The 21,888-nt window shown below is 58.7% G+C and carries 28 protein-coding genes; 25 read left to right on the forward strand and 3 right to left on the reverse strand.

Annotated features, from left to right (window positions below; all coding sequences use genetic code 11):
* Positions 1–54: 54 nt before the first annotated feature.
* Positions 55–2,634, reverse strand: coding sequence for a DNA mismatch repair protein MutS (mutS, locus tag ACYZT8_RS05800; protein ID WP_461979938.1), 2,580 nt, complete (start codon positions 2,632–2,634; stop codon positions 55–57).
* 199 nt (positions 2,635–2,833) lie between these two features.
* Here mutS and ACYZT8_RS05805 point away from each other — a divergent pair, with 199 nt between their 5' ends.
* From ACYZT8_RS05805 to recX, 24 genes are all read left to right on the forward strand, one after another.
* Positions 2,834–3,568, forward strand: coding sequence for an XRE family transcriptional regulator (locus ACYZT8_RS05805; protein ID WP_461982376.1), 735 nt, complete (start codon positions 2,834–2,836; stop codon positions 3,566–3,568).
* Positions 3,569–4,155: 587 nt separating this feature from the next.
* Positions 4,156–4,524 carry a tail fiber assembly protein gene (locus ACYZT8_RS05810; protein WP_461979939.1) on the forward strand — a complete coding sequence of 123 codons (369 nt, stop codon included), beginning with the start codon at positions 4,156–4,158 and terminating at the stop codon, positions 4,522–4,524.
* A 134-nt stretch (positions 4,525–4,658) separates the two neighbouring features.
* Positions 4,659–5,009, forward strand: coding sequence for a phage holin family protein (locus tag ACYZT8_RS05815; protein WP_461979940.1), 351 nt, complete (start codon positions 4,659–4,661; stop codon positions 5,007–5,009).
* A 47-nt stretch (positions 5,010–5,056) separates the two neighbouring features.
* On the forward strand, positions 5,057–5,569 hold the full coding sequence (locus ACYZT8_RS05820; protein ID WP_461979941.1) for a hypothetical protein: 513 nt from the start codon (positions 5,057–5,059) through the stop codon (positions 5,567–5,569).
* A gap of 3 nt (positions 5,570–5,572) precedes the next feature.
* A complete protein-coding gene (locus ACYZT8_RS05825; protein ID WP_461979942.1) occupies positions 5,573–6,184 on the forward strand; it encodes a phage baseplate assembly protein V in 612 nt (203 codons plus the stop codon).
* A 10-nt stretch (positions 6,185–6,194) separates the two neighbouring features.
* Positions 6,195–6,527: a phage baseplate protein gene (locus ACYZT8_RS05830; protein WP_461979943.1), complete on the forward strand. Its 333-nt coding sequence runs from the start codon at positions 6,195–6,197 to the stop codon at positions 6,525–6,527.
* Positions 6,524–7,519, forward strand: coding sequence for a baseplate J/gp47 family protein (locus tag ACYZT8_RS05835; protein ID WP_461979944.1), 996 nt, complete (start codon positions 6,524–6,526; stop codon positions 7,517–7,519). The genes ACYZT8_RS05830 and ACYZT8_RS05835 overlap by 4 nt, the downstream gene beginning before the upstream one ends.
* A complete protein-coding gene (locus tag ACYZT8_RS05840) occupies positions 7,516–8,175 on the forward strand; it encodes a phage tail protein I (protein ID WP_461979945.1) in 660 nt (219 codons plus the stop codon). Before ACYZT8_RS05835 ends, ACYZT8_RS05840 begins: the two co-directional genes overlap by 4 nt.
* Positions 8,176–8,246: 71 nt before the next feature.
* The gene (locus tag ACYZT8_RS05845) at positions 8,247–8,777 is read left to right on the forward strand and encodes a hypothetical protein (RefSeq protein WP_461979946.1); all 531 of its coding nucleotides are present in this window, start codon (positions 8,247–8,249) and stop codon (positions 8,775–8,777) included.
* Between the two features lie 80 nt (positions 8,778–8,857).
* Positions 8,858–9,478, forward strand: a complete 621-nt coding sequence (locus tag ACYZT8_RS05850) for a hypothetical protein (protein ID WP_461979947.1) — start codon at positions 8,858–8,860, stop codon at positions 9,476–9,478.
* Between the two features lie 10 nt (positions 9,479–9,488).
* Positions 9,489–9,746, forward strand: a complete 258-nt coding sequence (locus ACYZT8_RS05855) for a tail fiber assembly protein (protein ID WP_461979948.1) — start codon at positions 9,489–9,491, stop codon at positions 9,744–9,746.
* Between the two features lie 87 nt (positions 9,747–9,833).
* Entirely contained in the window at positions 9,834–10,019 is a 186-nt protein-coding gene (locus ACYZT8_RS05860) for a hypothetical protein (protein WP_461957464.1), read from the forward strand.
* Between the two features lie 2 nt (positions 10,020–10,021).
* Positions 10,022–11,188, forward strand: a complete 1,167-nt coding sequence (locus ACYZT8_RS05865) for a phage tail sheath protein (protein ID WP_461979949.1) — start codon at positions 10,022–10,024, stop codon at positions 11,186–11,188.
* Positions 11,188–11,694 carry a phage major tail tube protein gene (locus tag ACYZT8_RS05870; protein WP_461979950.1) on the forward strand — a complete coding sequence of 169 codons (507 nt, stop codon included), beginning with the start codon at positions 11,188–11,190 and terminating at the stop codon, positions 11,692–11,694. Before ACYZT8_RS05865 ends, ACYZT8_RS05870 begins: the two co-directional genes overlap by 1 nt.
* 179 nt (positions 11,695–11,873) lie before the next feature.
* On the forward strand, positions 11,874–12,458 hold the full coding sequence (locus ACYZT8_RS05875; RefSeq protein WP_461979951.1) for a phage tail assembly protein: 585 nt from the start codon (positions 11,874–11,876) through the stop codon (positions 12,456–12,458).
* Positions 12,459–12,721: 263 nt separating this feature from the next.
* Complete coding sequence (locus ACYZT8_RS05880; protein WP_461979952.1) at positions 12,722–14,650, forward strand: phage tail tape measure protein; 1,929 nt, start codon at positions 12,722–12,724, stop codon at positions 14,648–14,650.
* Positions 14,650–15,033, forward strand: coding sequence for a phage tail protein (locus ACYZT8_RS05885; RefSeq protein WP_461979953.1), 384 nt, complete (start codon positions 14,650–14,652; stop codon positions 15,031–15,033). The genes ACYZT8_RS05880 and ACYZT8_RS05885 overlap by 1 nt, the downstream gene beginning before the upstream one ends.
* Positions 15,026–15,238: a tail protein X gene (locus tag ACYZT8_RS05890; RefSeq protein WP_461979954.1), complete on the forward strand. Its 213-nt coding sequence runs from the start codon at positions 15,026–15,028 to the stop codon at positions 15,236–15,238. The genes ACYZT8_RS05885 and ACYZT8_RS05890 overlap by 8 nt, the downstream gene beginning before the upstream one ends.
* A 9-nt stretch (positions 15,239–15,247) precedes the next feature.
* A complete protein-coding gene (locus tag ACYZT8_RS05895; RefSeq protein ID WP_461979955.1) occupies positions 15,248–16,264 on the forward strand; it encodes a phage late control D family protein in 1,017 nt (338 codons plus the stop codon).
* Between the two features lie 65 nt (positions 16,265–16,329).
* A complete protein-coding gene (locus ACYZT8_RS05900; RefSeq protein ID WP_461979956.1) occupies positions 16,330–16,893 on the forward strand; it encodes a glycoside hydrolase family 19 protein in 564 nt (187 codons plus the stop codon).
* Positions 16,875–17,411, forward strand: a complete 537-nt coding sequence (locus tag ACYZT8_RS05905; RefSeq protein WP_461979957.1) for a lysis protein — start codon at positions 16,875–16,877, stop codon at positions 17,409–17,411. The genes ACYZT8_RS05900 and ACYZT8_RS05905 overlap by 19 nt, the downstream gene beginning before the upstream one ends.
* Positions 17,412–17,491: 80 nt before the next feature.
* The gene (locus ACYZT8_RS05910) at positions 17,492–17,992 is read left to right on the forward strand and encodes a CinA family protein (protein WP_461957474.1); all 501 of its coding nucleotides are present in this window, start codon (positions 17,492–17,494) and stop codon (positions 17,990–17,992) included.
* A gap of 83 nt (positions 17,993–18,075) precedes the next feature.
* Positions 18,076–19,128 carry a recombinase RecA gene (gene recA / locus ACYZT8_RS05915; protein WP_282376924.1) on the forward strand — a complete coding sequence of 351 codons (1,053 nt, stop codon included), beginning with the start codon at positions 18,076–18,078 and terminating at the stop codon, positions 19,126–19,128.
* 8 nt (positions 19,129–19,136) lie between these two features.
* Positions 19,137–19,604: a recombination regulator RecX gene (gene recX / locus ACYZT8_RS05920; RefSeq protein WP_219096805.1), complete on the forward strand. Its 468-nt coding sequence runs from the start codon at positions 19,137–19,139 to the stop codon at positions 19,602–19,604.
* Between the two features lie 44 nt (positions 19,605–19,648).
* Here the strand turns inward: recX and ACYZT8_RS05925 are convergent, their stop codons facing one another.
* Positions 19,649–20,767: an LOG family protein gene (locus ACYZT8_RS05925; protein ID WP_461979958.1), complete on the reverse strand. Its 1,119-nt coding sequence runs from the start codon at positions 20,765–20,767 to the stop codon at positions 19,649–19,651.
* 481 nt (positions 20,768–21,248) lie between these two features.
* On the opposite strand from ACYZT8_RS05925, the gene ACYZT8_RS05930 reads away from it, so the two are divergent.
* A complete protein-coding gene (locus ACYZT8_RS05930) occupies positions 21,249–21,443 on the forward strand; it encodes a hypothetical protein (protein WP_094468832.1) in 195 nt (64 codons plus the stop codon).
* On the opposite strand, the gene ACYZT8_RS05935 is transcribed toward ACYZT8_RS05930, so the two are convergent.
* Entirely contained in the window at positions 21,444–21,869 is a 426-nt protein-coding gene (locus tag ACYZT8_RS05935; RefSeq protein WP_131059206.1) for a PA3611 family quorum-sensing-regulated virulence factor, read from the reverse strand. It abuts the gene before it with no gap.
* Between the last annotated feature and the right edge of the window lie 19 nt (positions 21,870–21,888).

Here is a 21,888-nt window from a genome sequence, read left to right on the forward strand (position 1 = left end):
TAGCCTGCAGCATCCCAAACCGCGCGAGATTCTAACAGCTTGCAGGCAAGTGCGTTAGATCCGTGTCTTTAGTGTATAGAGCATTTCTAGCGCGCGACGCGGTGTCATGTCGTCCAGATCCAGTTTAGCCAGCTCATCCAGCACCGGATGCGGCAGGCTGGCGAACATATCGCTCTGCTGCGGCGCGGCCGGTTTGCCTTTGCCTGGCTTCGGAACTTCATGCGGAAGTGCGGTGGCTTCCAGTCGACCCAAGTGCTCGCGAGCACGCACGATCACTTCGCTTGGGACGCCGGCCAATTGCGCAACCGCCAGGCCGTAGCTCTGGCTGGCAGGCCCGGGTAGCACGTGGTGCAGGAACACGATGCGCTCGTTGTGCTCGGTGGCATTGAGGTGAACGTTGGCCACCAGCGGTTGCGCCTCCGGTAGCACCGTCAGCTCAAAATAGTGGGTAGCGAAGAGCGTGTAAGCCCGCAGATAGGCCAGGCGTTCGGCGGCGGCCCAGGCCAGGGACAGGCCGTCGAAGGTGCTGGTGCCGCGACCGACTTCGTCCATCAGCACCAGGCTGCGTTCGGTGGCGTTGTGCAGAATGTTCGCGGTTTCGCTCATTTCGACCATGAAGGTCGAGCGCCCGCCCGCCAGGTCATCGCTGGAACCGATCCGGGTGAAGATCCGGTCCACCAGCGACAATTCGCAACTGGCCGCCGGCACGAAACTGCCGATATGCGCCAGCAGCACAATCAAAGCCGTCTGACGCATGTAGGTGGATTTACCGCCCATGTTCGGACCGGTGATCACCAGCATGCGCGTGTTGTCGTCCAGGCTCAGGTCGTTGGCCACGAACGGCGTGGTCAGCACTTGCTCGACCACCGGGTGACGACCCTGGGTGATGCGCATGCATGGCTCGTCGACGAAGCGCGGGCAGTTCAGGTCGAGGTTCAGGGCGCGCTCGGCAAGGTTGCTCAGTACGTCCAGTTCGGCCAGTGCGGCGGCGGTGTCTTGCAGCGGCGGCAACTGGGCGATCAGGTCTTCGAGCAGCGCTTCGTAAAGCATCTTCTCGCGGGCGAGGGCACGGCTCTTGGCCGACAGCGCCTTGTCCTCGAACGCTTTCAGCTCCGGGGTGATGAAGCGCTCGGCACCTTTCAGCGTCTGACGGCGAATGTAGTCGGCCGGCGCTGACTCGGCCTGCTTGCTCGGCAACTCGATGAAGTAGCCGTGAATGCGGTTGTAACCGACCTTCAGGTGAGACAGGCCGGTGCGAGCCTTTTCGCGTGCTTCCAGATCGATCAGGAATTGCCCGGCGTTTTCGCTGAGCGATTGCAGATCGTCGAGTTCGCTGTCGTAACCGGTCTTCAACACGCCGCCGTCCCGGATTACCGCCGGCGGGTTGTCGATGATGGCTTTTTCCAACAGTGCCGCGAGTTCGGGGTAGGTGCTGGTGGTCTTCGCCAGTTGAATGATGTGCGGCGCTTCAAGTTCAGTCATCGCCACTTGCAACTCAGGCAGTGCACCGAGCGCATCGCGCAGGCGAGCCAGGTCACGAGGACGCGCATTACGCAGGCCGATCCGCGCCAGAATGCGCTCGATGTCGCCGATTTCCTTGAGCTGCGGTTGCAGTTTTTCGAATCGGTAGCCGTCGAGCAGGCAGGTGATGGAGGTCTGGCGTGCCAGCAATATAGTGAGATCGCGCAGCGGACGGTTCAGCCAACGCGTCAGCAGACGGCTGCCCATGGCCGTCTGGCAACGATCGACCACCGATTGCAGCGTGTTGTCGCGCCCGCCCGCCAGGTTGGTGTCCAGTTCCAGGTTGCGACGGCTCGCGCCGTCCAGCACCACGGTGTCGTCCAGGCGTTCATGCCTCAGGCTGCGCAAGTGCGGCAGGGCGGTGCGCTGGGTTTCCTTGGCGTAGCTGAGCAGGCAACCTGCGGCGCCGATGGCCAGGGTCAGGTTTTCGCAGCCAAAACCCTTCAGGTCCTGGGTGGAAAATTGCTGGCAAAGACTTTTCAGCGCCGAGTCGCGCTCGAAATCCCACGGCGCACGGCGACGAACCCCACGACGTTTTTCCGCCGGCAGGTCTTTTGGCCAGTCATCCGGGATCATCAGCTCCACCGGATTGACCCGCTCCAGTTCCGCCAGCAGGTTTTCCCAGCCTTTGATTTCCAGCACGGTGAAGTTGCCGCTGGTGATGTCCAGCACGGCGAGACCGAACAGACGTTCATCACCCAGCACCGCCGCGATCAGGTTGTCCCGACGCTCATCCAGCAGCGCCTCATCACTGACCGTACCCGGCGTGATGATCCGCACGACCTGACGATCCACCGGCCCTTTACTGGTCGCCGGATCGCCGACCTGCTCACAAATCACCACCGACTCGCCGAGCTTGACCAGTTTCGCCAGGTAACCTTCGGCGGCGTGGTAAGGAATCCCACACATCGGAATCGCCTGACCGGCGGACTGCCCACGGGCGGTCAGGGTTATGTCCAGCAACTTGGCAGCCTTCTTCGCGTCTTCGTAGAAGATCTCGTAGAAGTCGCCCATGCGATAGAACATCAGCTGGTCGGGGTGCTGGTTCTTCAGGCGCCAGTATTGCTGCATCATTGGCGTGTGGGAGGACAGATCGGAGAGTGCTTTATTCATCGGATATCAGGCAAATTCGTTGAAAGGTGTAGGGCAAAGGAGGGTCATCGGCCCGGCTTTTCCGCGATGGGCGCAAGGTTAACATGAGCGGTCTGCCGGACGCAGGCATGAAAGCCCTGCTGCACATTTCTGCTGTTTATGCACTTTTTATGCGAATCAGCATTTGTCTTCCGAAAAAAGATCAAGCACTATGCCCGTTATGCAAAAACGCAATGTTTCTACCGTCTTAAGAGCGCTGCTCGATCAGCACGGGATCTCCCCCACGGAGCTTCACCGTCGCACCGGCGTGCCTCAATCCACTCTCTCGCGGATCCTCAGCGGGAAGATCGTCGATCCTTCGGATAAACACATTTCGAAGATCGCCGAGTACTTCGCCGTGAGCACCGATCAGTTGCGGGGGCGTGCGGATGTCGCTGCCACCGCCACTACCGGGCGCGATCAATTGCATTCCGAACTCAAGGACATAAGTCTGTGGGACGACGATACGCCCGTCGATGATGACGAGGTGTCGGTCCCCTTTCTTCGCGAGGTTGAATTGGCTGCTGGATCAGGAAGATTCGTCATCGAAGAAAGCGAGCGCTCTAGCCTGCGCTTCGGCAAGCGCAGTCTGCGCCACAACGGTGTGCAGTTTGATCAGGCCAAATGCGTGACGGTGCGTGGCAACAGCATGTTGCCGGTGCTGCGCGATGGCGCCACCGTTGGGGTGAATGCGGGGAAGTGCGGGATTGGCGACATCATTGATGGCGACCTGTATGCCATCAACCACAACGGCCAGTTGCGCGTGAAACAGCTTTATCGCTTGCCCACCGGCATTCGCCTGCGCAGCTTCAATCGCGACGAACATCCGGACGAGGACTACACCTTCCAGGAAGTCCAGGAAGAGCAAATCGTCATCCTCGGTCACGTTTTCTGGTGGGGCATGTACGCCCGTTAACCCCACCGCTGTCCGCTAAAACCCGCCGAGAGCGGGTTTTTTTTCGCCTGCCAAAAACCGTCAGCGCCTTTGTTTTCGGGATGTCTATGCGCGCGTGCATTCATTGCGCATAAATAAATGCATTTATGCATTGACTGTATATGCATACATGCATAATCTTTGTCTCAAGCCGCTCAACAAAGCAGCTCGAAACGAAGCTCTTTAGTTCCACCACAAAGGCAGCGATGAACCGGCCTCAACGGTTCAGAGGGTTGGCAACTGACCCGGGTGTGCAGCGTAAAGCACCAGAAGCAGTTATCCGGCGGGCAGGGACCGCGGTCGGAAAAACAATGTGAATGGATCCGTACCGCGCCAGTAGCGCCGAAAGATCAACGCGAAGGACCGCATTACTGAAAAGCCCGGCAAGCGCCGGGCTTTTTGGAATGCCTACCTGAATTCTTCCTCCGGGCAAGCGTGCGAAGGGACTGTCGTTGCACGATCAGGTGCGCAGAAGTAAAGGCATCATCCGCTGCAAATCACAGATAAGGAGTAAGACGATGTATCGATATGCACGAGTAGACGGGGGCATTGGGAAGGTCGTCCAGATCATGGACAGTGATCAATCCATGCCAGCAAACGATCCAAATGTCCCTTGGGTTGTATGGGCTGATGTTACGGGTAACACGGACGTTCAAGTGGGATGGAAGGCAGAGCAAATCAACGGTGTCTGGACATTTACCGAACCGACTTACGAAGAGCTGCTCAATCAGGCGCTTGGTCGCACACAGCAACTGCTGGAAGAAGCAGGCCGTTGGCTGATGTTCAATCCTTTGCCATACAAAATTGATCTCGGCATCGCCACACCATCGGACGAAGCGTTGCTGCTGGCATACAAACAATATTTCGTTGCAGTGAGTGAAGTGAAAAATCAACCGAGTTATCCGCGAAACATCAATTGGCCTGTCGTTCCCTGGTAATCCATCAGTACGTTCAAGCCATTGCAACGGATAGCAATGCATTACCGAAGAACCCGGCGCTCGCCGGGTTTTTTTTCAAGGCCTTTTCACGTCGTGCCGTTCAAGCACGCATCAATCACCCCGGGAGGCGTGACATGACAAACGAGCAACAAGCGTTGCTGGACATGCCTGTCTGGCTACTCATCGTCCTCGCGCTGGTGGGTGGGGTGTCCGGCGAAATGTGGCGCGCTGACAAGGAGGGCGCCCGCGGCTGGTCGCTGCTGCGGCGCCTGGCGTTGCGATCCGGAGCCTGCATGATCTGCGGGGTGTCGGCCATCATGCTGCTGTACGCGGCGGGTATGTCGATGTGGGCCGCTGGTGCGTTTGGCTGTCTGACAGCGATGGCCGGGGCGGACGTGGCCATCGGACTTTATGAGCGCTGGGCTGCCAGGCGGATAGGTGTTTGCGAGGTGCCGCCGCGCGACTCTGGCCCTGATCGACAGTGAGCAGGCCTCGTTGATCTTCGCATTGCAAAAGGAACAGGAGGCCATTAATGCCCGCCATCATCGAAAAACCTTCGCAGCTGGTTTACGCCATCACCGAGGCGCTGCGCACTGCATTTGCAGGTTTGAAAGTAACCAGTCATCAAGACTTCGACAGCACGGACGATTCCGCCTCGGTTCTGATTGCACTGGAACACGACGCACCCGGTGACCGTGGCAATGACGGACGCATCGCTCATGCAATGACAGTTTCTCTGCAGGTCGTGTCGCCCGTTTCCGCGTTGGCCGCCTGCGATATGGGCAGCCAGCTTAAACACCTGATCACTGACAACCGCTGGAAACTGCCCGCCGATCAATGCGATCTGCCGATGGGTATCGATGGCATTGCGTCCACATTCAACAGCGGCGTCCGGGTATACGCCACCTGGACCGTCTCCTTCACCCAGACTTTGTACCTCGGCCCGTTGTTGCTGGACGACCCGGAGGGCACTCCGAAATTCGCCGGTACCTGGGAGGTGTCGAACATTGACGATCCGGACCAGTACCAGCCACTCGAGGCGTAATCCATGTTCGATGCACTGTTCAACCAGCAACTGGGCCCGATCATCGAGCGTCTGGCCGAAATGGAAGCCGAGATCGAAGACCTGCATCGGCGTGCCGACAGCCTCTGCCGCATTGGCGTGTGCGAGGAAGTCGATGCGAGCAGCAACACGTGCAGGGTCCGCCACGGTGAGTTGCTGACCCCGGCCATCCGCTTTTTCAACCCGAGTGCCGGTGCTCAAAGCGAGTCGCGCATTCCCTCCGTCGGTGAACAGTGCGTGTTGCTGAACCATGGCGGCGGCGACAGCAGCGGTCAGTCCGTTGCGTTGTTCGGCCTCAATGGTGGCCAGTTTCCGCCGGTCTCAACGCAGGCTTCGCTGACGCGTCGCCGCTATCAGGACGGCACCGAAAGTGGCTACGACGACGCCAGTCATACCCTGCGCTGGCAAAACGCCCCGGCAGCATTTACCGGCACTCGCGAATCGCTCGAGCTGAGCATCGGCCCGGCCCGGTTGGTCATGACGCCTGAGGCGATCCAACTGCAACTTGGCGCGACCGGTTTACTGCTCGACGCATCCGGTGTGCACCTGAGCGGCCCCTTGGTGGATCACCAGGGTCGAGTCATTAGCACTGCATAAAGAGTTTTCCATGATCGGAATCGATAGAAACACCGGAGCAACGGTCGACGACTGGCTGCAGTTCGTACAGCGCGCAACCCGGGCGCTGACCACTCCTTTGGGCACTCGCCAGAAACGCCCTTTTTACGGCTCCCTGATCCCGGACCTGCTGGGCCAGAACCTCGGCGACGACCTGTTGATGCTTGCCCAGAGCCATGCGGCGCAGGCGTTTTACAACCAGCAGAACGGCATTGGCGATTTCCAGCCTCAGGTCATTGTTGCCAGCCGCCACGGGGCAGGGCTGCTGTTGCGCTTCGCCGGCCTCTGGAAAAACCGTAACCAGACATTTGAGGTGGTGACATGAGTATGTTGATCCCTGGCCAGAATCAACTGGCCGAACCTGCGATCGTCACCGTCGAAGCGTTCGAGGATTTGCTCGCGGAGTTCAAGACGTTTGTCGTCGAGTACGTCGCAGCCCGCTCTCCTGAGCGTGCGGCAAAACTCAAAGTCAGCCTCGACAACGAAAGCGAGTTGCTGACCCTGGCCCTTGAAGCCTTTTGTGTGCGTCTGCAAATCCACGAACGCAAGTACAACGCCCGCATCAAGCAGATGCTGGCGTGGTGGGCGACCGGTAGCAATCTCGACGCGCGACTGGCGGACATGGGCCTTGAAAGACAGTTGCTGGAACCGGGCGATCCGGCTGCATTTCCGCCCGTGGCTCCGGTTTATGAAAGCGACGATGACGCCCGGTTGCGTTACTACCTGGCCCCCCATGCACCGGCGGCCGGGTCGCGCATGCAATACCGTCGTGAGGTGTTCACCCTCGGTGAGCGACCCTCCGTGAAGGTGCAAACCACCGCCGCAGGCGTGGTGACGGTCACCTACACGTTTGACCCGGACGGCTACGCGGCCCAGGTCAAGGACGGCAATGGACGCCGCACCGCCCCCGGCGAAGTGATGGTCACCGTACTTGCCCGCGAGGGTGATGGCACGCCATCCGAAGCACTGCTTGATGGCGTCCGGCAGCATTTCGCCCGGCCTGATGTGCGCCCCGAAACGGACCTTGTCACGGTGCAGGGAGCGCACATCAAGACTTACAAAATCCGGGTCGTGGCGAAGATCAACGCCGGGCCTGATTCCGGGTTGACCAAGGTGGCTGCGCAACAGCAGTTGCAAGCGTATGCCGATGCCTGTCATCGACTGGAAGGACGGGTGGATCCGAGCTGGATCGACTACACGTTGCACAGTGCCGGCGCGGTTCAGCTTGAGATTCTCGAACCGGTCGAGCCGATTGTGACAACCGCCTTTGAGGCACCGTTTTGCACGGGCGTCGAGGTCGAGGTGAATACGTTATGAGTGATGACTCGCCTCGTCCGAGCCTGCTACCTGCCAACAGCTCACCATTGGAAAAAGCCCTCGATCTCGGCTTTGGCACATTGCTTGATCGTATCGCGCCTCCGTTTCCGGAGTTGATGGAGCCAGCCACGACGCCCTTTGCGTTCCTTCCTTATCTTGCGCTGGATCGTGGCGTCGGCGAGTGGGACGCCGACGCCAGCGAATCAGAAAAACGCCTGACGGTTGAACTTTCCTGGCAAATCCAGCGCCTGGCCGGCACTGACAAAGCGTTGAGTCACGCCGTCGAGTCCATGGGGTTTACACCCTACATCTCGCCCTGGTACCAGCAGCGACCGCGCGGTACTCCGTATACCTTCGACGTACAGGCAACTATCGGGCGCAGTTGGTCTAGCGGCGATCACAAACGCTTGATACGCCGTATCAATGCGGCCAAAAGCGAGCGCGACGAAGCAACCATCACCATCGTTCATGAAACACACGGTGGTTTGCGGATGACTGCCGCGACCGATGCTGGGCTGACTATCCGCGACGACAGTCAGCCAGTCGCTTTGCCTGACGTAAAACTCAGCGGCTCGCTGGTGTGGAGCAGTGCGATGTGGGCACCGCTTTCAGATGGCGAGTTGCCTCTTCGCGCCGCATTGCCCGGTCAAGGTTAAGGGCCGGACTTACCTGCGCCGGGGCCTCCTGGCGCTAAAACATTAACGAACGACGACCTCAAGGCGCTGCCATGACAGATGAAATTACGCGCTTGGTTCGCTTCACTTCCGCCGGCCTGGCAGAAGTGTTACAGGCAAAGAACCAAGGCTTGAAAGGAGAAATTACCCATATCGGGGCCGGCACGGCTCGCTATGACCCGAATGGCTCGGAAACGGCCCTTCGTGATGAGCGCCAGCGGGTGGCAATTGTTGATTATGAGGACCTGGGCATCGGGGAGCTCAGGATGGGGGCGCTGTTCAGTGGCCCCGACGAATATGAAATTGGTGAATTTGGCTTCTACCTTGCCAGCGGTACTTTGCTGGCGGTTTATTCCGTTGCCGGCAAGTTGCTGACGTATAAGGCCGCCGCCGCTCGTGTTCTACAAAAGTTCACGCTGGATGTTTCACCGTTGCCAGCGGAAAGTGTAACGGTGATTGTGGGGTCGGAAAACCTCAACATCCTGTTGAGCGAGGAGTTTACAGCACTCGCCTGTGCCGACATTGACAACATGGCACGCCATGTCGAGTTGTTGCTTCGAGTGATGTCGCTGCAAACCAAGTAAGACGATACGAAGTGTCCACATGGAAAGTATTTGTACCTGAATACTATGCCGACCTGATTAATTGCATAGGAATCTGAAACGTGAGTTTAGAAACTACTGTCGCATCGCTGGTGACGGCGGCCAATAACTTGACCACTGTCGTCAATGGAAAGATTGGCAGCATCAACAGCACCATGGCCACCGCATTGAGCCAATTCAATGAATGGCGCAATCTCAAGGACGTTGAAGGGGACCCGGCAGCACTCGGCACGATTCGCCGTAATTTGCTGCAAGGATTTGTCACCGGGACGGGAGGTGTACAGACCGTGGGCTCGCAGGGCGACTTTGTTTCGACCGACCTCGGCATCAGCGCCAATGTCTACATGCATTTCAAAGTGCCGCTAAACATCAACGTCAATTCGGAGATGTTCTGGTTCAATATCAAGGGTTACAGCTACGGAACTGCAAAGATCATTGAAGAGACGCTGGTTGGCTATTGCTACCAACCCACTCGTACACTGCAAAACGTTTCGACGTTCGGCAACATGGCACCTGCTGTTTATGCTGATTCTAATGGGAACGTTATTATGCGTATTCTGATCCCGAATATTTATTACACAACAGTACGCATCGACACCATGCGAGTGGGTAACGGACGTTTGTTTAATTTGGGTGATCTTAAAACCAAGTTGTCGCTCGCTGAAACCGTAGCATTTAGTTAAGGAATTAATAATGTCTGATACACCTGTCATCAGCAGCACGCAATTGCCGCTCGCAATGCCTTTGCCTGAAATCGAATGGGCGGCGGTTCGTACCCGTCGCGATCAGCTTCTGCGCGCGACGGATTTTACCCAGTTGCCGGATTATCCGGTCACTGCTGCCCAGCTGGCCCAGGTCACCGCTTACCGTAAGGCGCTGCGGGATATTCCTGAAATGGCTGAACACCCTGACAAGTTGGTGTGGCCGGAGCTCCCGGCCTTCGTGAAGTAACCCCCCACCGCGAAAGCGGTTTTTTTTCGCCCGCACAACACCCCCATGACGGGGTTTTTGTGTTTTTGCGTCTGGAGAAATTCGCAAATGTCTATCCGTCAAACCTACACCGTCCTCGTCCCGTTCCCCGTCGGACGCGGTCACTGGTCCGCCTCCGGCCAAGAGTTGGACCTGCTCGACGTCGAGGCCAATGCACTGCTCAGCGCCGGTCGCCTGGAGCTGAAATCCACATCCACCAAGGCCGTGAAGGCCGCTGCCAAGAAGGCTGAATAACCATGGCTGAGGTTCTGAACTTCGAGCACAACGGCATTACCGTCAATGCCACTGAATCCCCCGAGGCCATGGGCGGCCTGGGTGACAACGTCATCGGTCTGATCGGCACCGCGCCGAAGGCCGATCCGCTGATTCCGCGCAATGCCCCTTTCCGCATCAACAGCTTCACCACTCAGGCGCTGCTCGATCCGACCGGCACTGAGTCGGGCACGCTGTTCCACGCGGTGTTCCAGATCCTGAAAGTGGTCAAGGTGCCGGTCTACGTGGTCATCGTCGAAGAGGGCGCAACCCCGGCGGACACTCTGAATAACGTGATCGGCGGCGTCGAGCCTCTGACCGGTCGCAAACTGGGCCTGGCCGCACTGAGCGGCGTGCCCGAAGACTTGACCATCATCGGTGCGCCAGGCTTCACCGGCACCAAAGCCGTGGCCAGTGAATTCGCTTCGTTCGGCAAGCGCATCAAGGCGCGGGTGGTGCTCGACGGCAAGGACGCCGCGGTGGCCGATCAAGTGACCTACAGCCAGGAACTGGGCGGTGCGGACCTCGGTTTTGACCGTTGCCTGCTGGTGCACAACATGCCGTCGGTGTACTCCAAGGCAGCGAAGAAAAACGTCTTCCTGTCGCCATCGAGTCTGGCCATCGCCGCCTTGGCCAAGGTCAAGCAATGGGAAAGCCCGGGCAACCAGGTGACCTTCGCCGAAGACGTGTCGCGGGTCGTGGAATACAACATCCTCGACAAATCCACCGAAGGCGATCTGCTCAACCGCTACGGCATCAGCTACTACGCCCGGACCATCCTCGGTGGCTTCTCGCTGCTGGGTAACCGCTCCATCACCGGCAAGTTCATCAGCTACGTCGGCCTCGAAGATGCGATCAGCCGCAAGCTGGTCAAGGCCGGCCAGAAAGCCATGGCCAAAAATCTGACCAAGTCGTTCATGGATCAGGAGGTCAAGCGCATCAACGACTGGCTGCAAACCCTGGTCGCCGACGAAACCATTCCCGGCGGCAGCGTGTACCTGCACCCGGAATTGAACAGTGTCGAGAAATACAAGAACGGCACCTGGTTCATCGTCATCGACTACGGCCGCTACGCGCCGAACGAACACATGGTTTATCAACTCAACGCCCGCGATGAAATCATCGAGCAGTTCCTGGAGGACGTTCTCTAATGTTTACCAACCGCGTAAGACAGGCCATCGCGGCCACCCTGCAAGGCCTGCCGTTGTCGGCGACGGTGGAAAGTTTTACTCCGCCGAAGATCGAGTTCGGAATGGAAACCATGACAGGCGGACGCTTTATCGGCGAGGAAATGATCAAGAACGGCACTGTGCTGACGGCTAATCTGGTCCTGCAAGGCATGGGGCCGGAGGTGATGCTGGCCTTGGGTGTGAAACTGGGAGACGACATTCTGCTGAACGTGCGCGAGGCCGGTCAGGATCAGGATGGCAACACTTGGTTTACCTACCACACCGTTGGCGGCAAGCTGAAGTCCCTGGTCGAAACAGCTCTCAAGATGGGTGAAAAACCCATCACCACGCTCGAACTCTCCTGCCGCACCTACAACCGTCTCGAAAACGGTATTCCGGTGATCGACATCGACGTGCGCACGCAAAAGTTCGTGCTCAACGGCGTCGACATTCTCGGCAGCGCCCGCCGCGCTGTGCTGATCACGTAACACCAGGTCCCGCCAAGGCGCACTACCTGTGGGAGTGAGCCTGCTCGCGATGAGGGCTTTACTTTCAACACCATTGTTGACTGCCCCGACGCTATCGCGAGCAGGCTCGCTCCCGCAAGGATTGTGGCGAACAGCTCCCTGCGCAGCACCCCTCCATGAATCACCAAGGAATTTCTTCCATGTCCTGGATGCCACCCAAGCATGAACTGTTGTCACCGATTACCGGTGATGACGGATCCGAGATCGAGCAGATCCAGCTCAAACCGTTGTATTACGCCGCGCAGAAGGAAGCCCTGGCCCGTGCCGGCGATGATGAAGACGATCAGTTCTTCGAGCTGGCCAAATTGGCCACCGGCCTGTCGGTCAAGGAACTCGACCAGCTCAAACGCCCGGACTACGTGAGCATCGCGCAGTACGTTCATGAGATGTCGACTCGCCCGGCGTCGTATTTTCTACAGCAGGACAGCGAAGCTGACGCCGCATCGGACGATCCCGATCAAGTGCAACTGCTGCAACCGCTCAACGCAGCGGGCCGCAGCCTGACTTCGCTCACCCTGGAAATGCCGGTACTGCGCGCCACCAAGGCGATGAAAAAACTGAAAACGGCCAAAGAACGCGCCGAGTTCATCACCGCTCACTGCACCGGCCTGATGATTCCCGATCTGGACCTGTTGACCGTGCCCGACTGGACACAGCTTCAGGTACGCATCGACGATTTTTTAAACAAACCGGCGGACTACTTTCGGAGCGCGACATCGAAGTAATCCTCGATGTGGTGCCGCTCATTTACCCGGTAAGTGAGGCGGAAATTCTCGAATGGAACGCCGGCAAGGCATTGCGCCGCTACGACATCGCGATCACTCGCCTTGGCGTGAAACAGGAGTAGAGCGGGATGGCGGACGATAGATATTCACTTAAATACGCAGCCATCGATAACGGTGGGTTGGCGTTCGCAAATACCAGCCTGACTACCGCAGTCACGAGCGTTATGTCAGCACAAGGTACGGGGCCCTCCGCCAGGGATCAAATGCCTGGCCTCGGTCTGGCCCTGGAAAACGTCGGGCTCAAGCTCGGTCTGCTGACGAAGGCTATTGAGTCGTTGACCTTGAAACTCTCGTCGCAACGTTTGTTGTCGCAGGCAACGGGAGCCAGTGAAAAGTGTGAGTCGACCTGCGAGCAGAAGAGTGCGGGCAAGTCGGGTATCAGTGTCGAACCGCCGGACCTGCTTAAACCCTCGATAGCGATGGATTCGGCCAGGGCCGATCTGAAGCAGGCAGGCCAATTTACCCCGCGCCAGAGCGAAGAGATGGCGCAGGCAACCCAGCACATCGCCAGCGCTCCGCTGGTGGCGGCCGGAGGGACAAAAGCAGTTGATTTGGTGCGGATTGGAAGTCTGGCCGCCAAGGCAGGAATCGCTGCCGATCTGCCCAATGCATCGGACCGACAGTTTGAGCTGCTGCGCTTCGCCAGTGACGCTGGCGTCGCCGCGTCGGCGTTCACAATGCCGGCCATGGATGTCGCAGAGATGATGGTCGACTGGCGCACCTCCATGAAGCTCAACGGTGCTCAAGCCTTTGACCTGGCGGATGCAGTCAACCAGTTGGGCAAGATACCCCGTGGTGCGAAAGCAGCTGACATCGGCGCCGTCTTGCAGCGTGATGGTGGCGCTGCAGCAGGACTGGCACCCGCGCAAGCCGCCGCGTTAACGACGGCATTGTTGAACACCGGTACGCAAAAGGCTGAAGCCGGCGTAGCACTGAAAGACATCGCTACTGCCATGGGCAAGGGGGATCAGGTCTCAAAAACCGAGCAGGCAGCCTGGAAGCAGCTGGGTCTGGAGCCGAAAGCGGTGGCGAACGGCTTGCGTGACAAGGATGCGGCACCCGGCACGGTGATGTCGGTGCTCGCGGCCTTGAACGCGCAACCTGCCGAGAAACGCCCGGCGCTTGCCACCACCCTGTTTGGTAATGGTGATGAGGCGGCATTGCGCATGGCGCAAAACCTTGCCGACGTGAATGCCGCGTTCTGGCAGGTGAAAGACAAAACCCAGTACGCCACGTCGGAACTGGGTGACAAGGGCTCAGTAAGGCAAGACGCACTCGCGCTGTCGAAAACCCGGCAAGGCCAGTTGAACGTCTTGAATGCACGCACCGATCATCTGTCGGTGGCCACGGGCGATGCGCTGGCACCTGCGACGGATAGCTCGATTCACGCACTTGGTTCGCTGGTTGATAGCTTGAGTGAATTTGCTGAAACCTCGCCTAAAGCCACTGCTGCAATTGTGCTGGTTGCAGCAGCGATCAAGCCGCTGGTGGGGGCACTGTTCAACGCCGTAAAGGATGAGATGACCAGCCAGGCGGCCAAGCGAGTATTGGGCGGCGGGGCTCCCCGTCTTCTCGGCGATTCGCTGAAAGGCATTTCTCCATTAGGCATATCCAAGCGTTTTTTACCTGGAGCATTTGCGATAGAGGCCGCCCCCGATGTGATTGAAGGCACGATGAACGGCGACCTCAAGAGGGTCGGCACTGGCCTGGGAGCCGCTGGCGGTGGCTGGGCGGGGGCTTCGGCAGGTGCCTCCATGGGCGCTGCTGTGGGTACCTTGTTTGGTCCGGTCCTTGGCACAGCCATTGGCGCAGCGGTAGGCGCAGTCGTCGGCGGACTGGCAGGGAGCTGGATCGGTGGGGAGTCGGGCAGCTGGCTGGGTGAAAAACTCGCCGCGCCTGCCGACCAGCTCGCCGCTCCGGATCAGGTCAGCAAAGACCTGAGCAGCGCCCGGACGAGCAATCAGCAGAACTCGATGACGGCGAACATCTACATCAATGGCCAGGATCAGGCCAGCGCCAGTCAGTTGGCGAACCTGGTGGTACAGCAGATTACCGGCCAATTCGGACTTATGACCCTGCCCAACTCACTCTCCATGCGAAGTGACGCGGCCCTGACCGACGGAGGTACCTGATGCGTCAGCAAATGGTGTTGGGCAATTTCATTTTCGGCCTGTCCAGAGACTTCGCTTACAGCAGCTTGGCGCGCGGGGCGGATGGTGGCTGGAAAAGCATCGACATTGTCACCGGTAAACCCATCTCGAGTCAGACCGGCCAAGGGCTGCAAACGCTGAAGATATCGGGCAAATCGATGTACGCGACGGCGATGGATCGGCTTGACGAATTGCGTGCATTGCAGGCGCTGCGCGTCCCTGTGCCGCTGGTTGACGGCATCAGCCGCAATTGGGGTCTGTGGCAGATCATCACGGTGTCGGAAACCCAGGGCTGTGTGATTGATGACGGCACTGCGATGGTGGTCGAGTGGGCCATCGATTTATTGGAGTTCGCCAATGCGTAATGTTCGAAGTATTGCCGGTGATTCGGTGAATCTGCTGCTGTACCGGGCGCTTGAGCGTTGTGACGATGTCGCCGAGGAGGCGCTTTGGCGTCTCAATCCGGGGCTCGCCGAATATGGCCCGGTATTGCCGGCGGGCGTGCGGGTGCTCCTGCCCGAGCTGGGTTCAAAACCCATCGCACCCAAGCCGGCTTCGGCTTGGGATTAAGGAGGCAACATGTCACTTGGTTTCACACCCTCGGTGGAGGTTTACGGCGCGAACGCTGCGCTGCTCAACGAGCGACTGATTTCATGGCAGCACATCGATGCGGCAGGGATAGAGTCCGATCAACTGACGCTTACAATTAACCTGGAAGGGCTCGAAGGATTACCGAGCCTGGGCGGAAAAATCGGCTTGCGAGTGGGCTATGTGGAGTCGGGCCTGGTTGATAAGGGTGAATTCGTCGTTACCCGGCGTACGCCGACGCTGTTTCCCCTGCGTATGACGCTGGTGGCCACGGCGGCACCGTTCAGTGCCGCGGATGAGACCGGCTTCAAGCAACGCCGATCAGTCAGCCACGGTCCGACAACGGTGGGGACGCTGTTTCGCCAGTTGACCTCCAGGCATGGATTTTCACCGCGGGTGGCCCCGGATCTGGCGCAGATCAAGATTGAACATATCGACCAGTCCAACGAAACAGACATGGGGTTTCTGACCCGGCTTGCCTGTCTCCATGACGGGGTCGCGAAGCCGATCAACGATCTGTATGTGCTGGCACGACGTGGTCAAGCCAAGTCGCTGTCGGGCCACGTCATGCCGGACATCAAGCTCTCTGTGACGACCAACAATCGTCCAGGCGAGCAGTCTTTTATCGCGGCAACACTCGAAGAAACCGCGCGGGCAAAGTACCAGGGCTGCAAGACCAGTTGGTGGGATGCAGCCGCCGGCAAGGTGCGTGTCGAGGAAAGCGGCATCGCGCCGTTCAAGACCCTTCGGCAACGCTATCAAAGCGCAGGCGATGCCCGGGCCGCCGGTGAAGGCGAGGTGCGCCGCATGATGCGTGAAGCATTGAAGGTGAAGATCGACTGCCCCGGCAATCCGGGATTGTCCGCCGAAGGTCTGGTGCTGCTGGACAGTACGTGGCCCGATTTCATGCGCGGTCGTTGGTCAATCGACAAGGTGACGGCCAGCGGCAGTCGTCAGAACAGCTATCGCTGTTCGATCGAGGCGACCTGTCTGGATGCCCAGTCCTGAAGACATGAACTGATTTTTACCGGTGGCGGCCGAATAACTTTTCCATCCTGTCTATGGGTATAACCATGTCTCTTACGCAACACCTGCTGGAAACCATCATGCCCAACGCCCGCTCCCAAGCGGGCGTTTTCATTTCCGTTCTCAACACCGCCATGGTTCGCTTCAGCATCAATACGCCGAAACGCATCGCCGCCTTCCTCGCGCAAGTCGGTCATGAGTCAGGCCAGTTACAGTACGTGCGTGAACTCGGCAGTGACCAATATTTGAGCAAGTACGACACCGGCAGGTTGGCCGCCCGTTTGGGTAATACACCCGCGTTAGACGGCGATGGCCAAAAGTATCGTGGCCGAGGCCTGATCCAGATCACCGGTCGTGACAATTACCGCCAATGCAGCCTCGGACTGTTCGGCGATGATCGTTTGCTGTTTTTGCCTGAGCTGCTGGAAAAGCCTAAATGGGCCGCCGAATCAGCCGCCTGGTTCTGGCAACAAAACGGCCTCAATGAACTGGCCGACCGCGATCAGTTCAACAGCATCACCCGTCGCATCAACGGAGGTCTGAACGGTTTGCAGGATCGCCTGCAACTGTGGGCGCGGGCGAGGGCGGTGCTATGCCAGCCCTCGGTCTGATCCCGATTTCTTACCGGGCAATCGGCCTTGTTGTGTTACTGGCCGTGTTGGCCGGCGGTTCGGCGGCGCTGGCCTGGCACTTTCAGGATTGGCGGTACGGCCGGCAACTGGCGCAACAGGCCAGGCTGCACGCCGAGGCACTCAATCGGCTGACGCTGGCCGCCGCAACGCAGCAACAGGCCGAGCAGGACAAGCGTCTGGCGCTGGAACAACGTCTGTCGGCCAGTGAACAAACCCACTATCGAGCGCTAAGCGATGCCCAACGTGATCAAGGTCGTCTGCGCGATCGTCTTGCCACTGCTGATCTGCGCCTGTCAGTCCTCCTCGATACCGGCGACGCTGCCTCAGGCGATTCAGTGCCAGCCTCCGCCAGCGCCCGCAGCCTGGATAATGGCGCCCCGCGAGCCCGACTTGACCCGGCGCATGCTCAACGAATTATCGCCATCACCGACGCCGGCGACAGTGGACTGATTGCCTTGCAGGCTTGTCAGGCCTATGTCAGAGCCGTCGTTCGCTAACATTTTGATCGATCCTGTGCCTTGCAAGCGCAATCTGCTCGTGTACGGTAGTGCTCATTCCGCTCGCTCAGGAGATGACCGTGAAAGAAATCACTCAACTGGCCGCTGAACTTGGCAGGCGCTTGCAGGTTCTGAATGCCCACGTCACTGCTGCCGAGTCCTGTACCGGCGGTGGGATCTCAGAGGCGATCACTCGCATTCCAGGGAGTTCGGCGTGGTTTGAGGCCGGTTATGTGACGTATTCCAACCGGCAGAAAACCGAGCAGTTGAACGTGCCTTCCGAATTGTTCCCTGTGGTGGGCGCGGTCAGTCGCGAGGTGGTCGAGGCGATGGTTCGCGGCGCGCAGGAAAAGAGCCGGGCGTACTTTGCCGTGGCGGTCAGCGGTGTGGCCGGCCCGGATGGTGGTTCTCCGAACAAACCGGTCGGCACGGTGTGGCTGGCCTGGGGCGTCGGTGAGCAGGTGTTCAGCGAGGTGCAGCACTTCGCCGGTAACCGCGATGAGGTCCGCCGACAAACGGTTAAGGCCGCGCTAGAGGGGCTGCTGCGTCATGCCGCTGGAGAAATCTCAAATCAGGGGTAGGCGATCCTGAAACGCTGTGGAATAATACTGGCTACTTATACAGGTGTTGGCCGTCAGGCCTTATTGATTACGTGAGGACTTTAATGGACGACAACAAGAAGAAAGCCTTGGCTGCGGCCCTGGGTCAGATCGAACGTCAATTCGGCAAGGGTGCCGTAATGCGTATGGGCGATCAGGACCGTCAGGCGATCCCGGCTATCTCCACTGGCTCTCTGGGTCTGGACATCGCGCTCGGCATTGGCGGTCTGCCAAAAGGCCGTATCGTTGAAATCTACGGTCCTGAATCCTCCGGTAAAACCACGCTGACGCTGTCGGTGATCGCCCAGGCTCAAAAAGCCGGCGCGACCTGCGCATTCGTCGATGCTGAACACGCCCTCGACCCTGAATACGCCGGCAAACTGGGCGTCAACGTCGACGACCTGCTGGTTTCCCAGCCGGACACCGGCGAGCAAGCCCTGGAAATCACCGACATGCTGGTGCGTTCCAACGCGGTTGACGTGATCATCGTCGACTCCGTGGCCGCCCTGGTTCCGAAGGCTGAAATCGAAGGCGAAATGGGCGACATGCACGTGGGCCTGCAAGCCCGTCTGATGTCCCAGGCGCTGCGTAAAATCACCGGTAACATCAAGAACGCCAACTGCCTGGTGATCTTCATCAACCAGATCCGTATGAAAATCGGCGTGATGTTCGGCAGTCCGGAAACCACCACTGGTGGTAACGCGCTGAAGTTCTACGCCTCGGTCCGTCTGGACATCCGTCGTACTGGCGCGGTGAAAGAAGGTGATGAAGTCGTCGGTAGCGAAACCCGCGTTAAAGTTGTGAAGAACAAGGTAGCTTCGCCGTTCCGTCAGGCCGAGTTCCAGATTCTTTACGGCAAGGGCATCTACCTCAACGGCGAGATGATCGACTTGGGCGTGCTGCACGGTTTCGTTGAGAAGTCCGGCGCGTGGTATGCCTATGAAGGCACCAAGATCGGTCAGGGCAAGGCTAACTCGGCCAAGTTCCTGGCAGACAATCCGGAAATCGCCACCAAGCTCGAGAAGCAACTGCGTGACAAGTTGCTGACTCCAGCGCCGGACGTCAAAGCATCGCCGGTCAAAGAGACGGCTGATGACCTGGCTGACGCTGATATCTGATTGATCCGATGACCGCCGTACTCGATACACTCGTCGCGGTGCGGCGAACCGCCATGGACCTGCTCGCACGACGCGAGCACGGTCGAGTCGAGCTGACGCGTAAACTGCGTCAGCGCGGCGCTCTCCCTGAAATGATTGACACAGCACTCGACCGTTTGACGGAAGAGGGCCTGCTGTCCGAATCCCGTTACCTCGAAAGCTTCGTTTCCTACCGCGCTCGTTCCGGCTACGGTCCTTTGCGTATTCGTGAAGAACTGAGTCAGCGCGGCCTGCAACGTAACGATATCGAACTCGCCTTGCGCGAGAGCGGTATCAATTGGCAGGAGCAACTGGAAGAGACCTGGCGACGCAAATTTGCCGGGCATCTGCCGATAGACGTCCGGGAACGCGCCAAGCAAGGGCGTTTCCTGAGTTATCGGGGATATTCCATGGAAATGATCGGCCGCTTGTTCAGCGGTCGGGGAATGGATGATTAATAAAAACGGCCCGCTATTTCGATAGCGGGCCGTTTTTTTTTGCCTCATGTCACCTTGGACGGTTCTCTTGTGCGCTGTTGCGCCTGGGGTTTGGTATCGGCCCAGTTTTCCGGCAGGTTGATGTAGTCCACCAGCTCCCGCAGGCGGCCATGGTCCCTGGCATTGAAGTTGAAGGCCAGTCGCGCCAGATGACTGAACTGCGCTTCATCGTGCTCTTCGCCGTTATAGGCATGTTGATGAAAGTGGTCGCTCAGGCACAGGTCGGCGAACGCTTCCTGCATGTCTTCGAGCGCCTGGTCGCTGAGCTTGTGGTTCATGCGGATCACGAACTGATGCTTGAGCCAGCGACTGGAGTGGAAGTTGCCGTAGAACTGATTGATCTGCTCCACCGCTTCTTCGGCGCTGTAGACCAGGCTCACCAGCTTCATGTCGGTCGGCAGGATGTAGCGGTTTTCCTCCAGTTGATGGTGTATGAAGTCCAGCGCGCCTTGCCAGAACTTGCCACCCGGCGCGTCCAGCAGCACCACTGGCACCAGCGGGCTTTTGCCGGTCTGAATCAGCGTCAGCACTTCGAGCGCTTCATCCAGGGTGCCGAAACCGCCTGGGCACAGGACCAGCGCATCAGCCTCTTTGACGAAGAACAGCTTGCGGGTAAAGAAGAAGTGGAAGGGCAGCAGGTTGGCGGTGCCCTGGACGGTGGGGTTGGCATGCTGCTCGAAGGGCAGGGTGATATTGAACCCCAGACTGTGTTCCAGGCCGGCACCCTCATGGGCCGCCGCCATGATGCCGCCACCGGCACCGGTGATGACCATCAGGTCCGAGCGCGCCAGCGCGGCGCCGAGCTCCCGGGCTAGGCCATACAGCGGGTGTTCGATCGGTGTGCGCGCCGAGCCGAAAACGGTGACCTTGCGTCGCCCCCTGAACTGCTCGAGCACGCGGAAGGCATGCTCCAGTTCGCGCAGGGCTTGAAGGGTGATCTTGGCATTCCAGCGGTTGTGATCTTCCTGGGCCATGCGCAGCACGGTCAGGATCATGTCGCGGTAAATCGGGATGTTGGGGCTGTTGGGTGAAACCAGGTTGAGTTGCTCTTCGACCTTGCTGATGAGGTCGTGGCCGCTTTCTTCGAAATGACGGCTCAGGAGGTCATTCGGTTGGTAAGGCATTCAACTACTCCTTCTGCACAGAACCCTTGGCACCGACAAAGCAGTCGCCCGCGCCGCGACACCTCATGTATCGCTGTCTGCCCAAGCCCATGCCTGGGCGATCCACCCGACCCGGTTGTAATCGAGTCGTCCATACAGGCTCTGTTTTTCCCTTGGATGAAAGAAACGTTCGCACAACAAGACACGCGACGGGCAGCCCCTTTCCTGCCCTGAAAAATGATCGTGAACACTCTGAATCTAGACCCTTGCAGAGATTCTCGCTGACTTGATCATTGCGCCGCAAAGTCTTTCCTGGCAACCGCTTATTGACGATTTGCAAGGTGAATTCACCGTTCGTCTGAACGTAAGCCACGGGCTCACCGCTCTGATTTACTAAGTTACAGGCGTGACACGACAACTTTGCGTCAAAGGCAGGGCGCACGGTTCAAGCAGTTCAAGGATTTTTCGCCCAAACAGGGCGAGGTGCAGGGAGGCTGGAACGATGGCCAGAGTCATTCTGGAAATCGATACGCAACTGTATCGATTACTGAAGTCATCCGCCGAGACCAATCATTTGAGTCTCGAAGAGGAGTGCTGCCGACGTTTGGAGGGCGGTGAGCGGCGTTCGCGTTACTTGCAGGCGTTGGTGGCAGAACTGCGCGCCGAGGATGAACAGCGGCGCGCCAATTCCCGATGATTACTTCTTCTTGGCCGGGGCCGCTTTCGGGCAATCCGATTCCTGATAGCTGGCGGAACCGACTGAGCGGTTGGTTTTCACTTCAGTGAAGTCGTAACGCATGACCGCGCCCTTGGCCATCAGTTTGCGGAACGATGGGTTGTTGCACACAGAGGCGCCCAACTGGAAATACACGGCTTTGGGATCGGCACGCATCTTGTTGGCGTGGCTGCTTTGTACGCTCAAGTGGTTGATCAGCGTATTGCCTTCGGCGGTGTAGCCTTGATCAAGAATGTCTTCGTTGATCGCCCGTGGAGTGCCAACACTGCTTTGTGCGGCGACGTTTCGCAGTTCTCGGTTGAGATTCTGCTCACTCAAGGAAGCAGCCTGAGCGCTGAAAGACGACGCCAGCAAAATGGCAGCGGTGGGAACGATAAGGCGCAGCATGAAACTCTCCTGGTTCAGT

Source organism: Pseudomonas sp. LB3P93 (genome assembly GCF_054898025.1).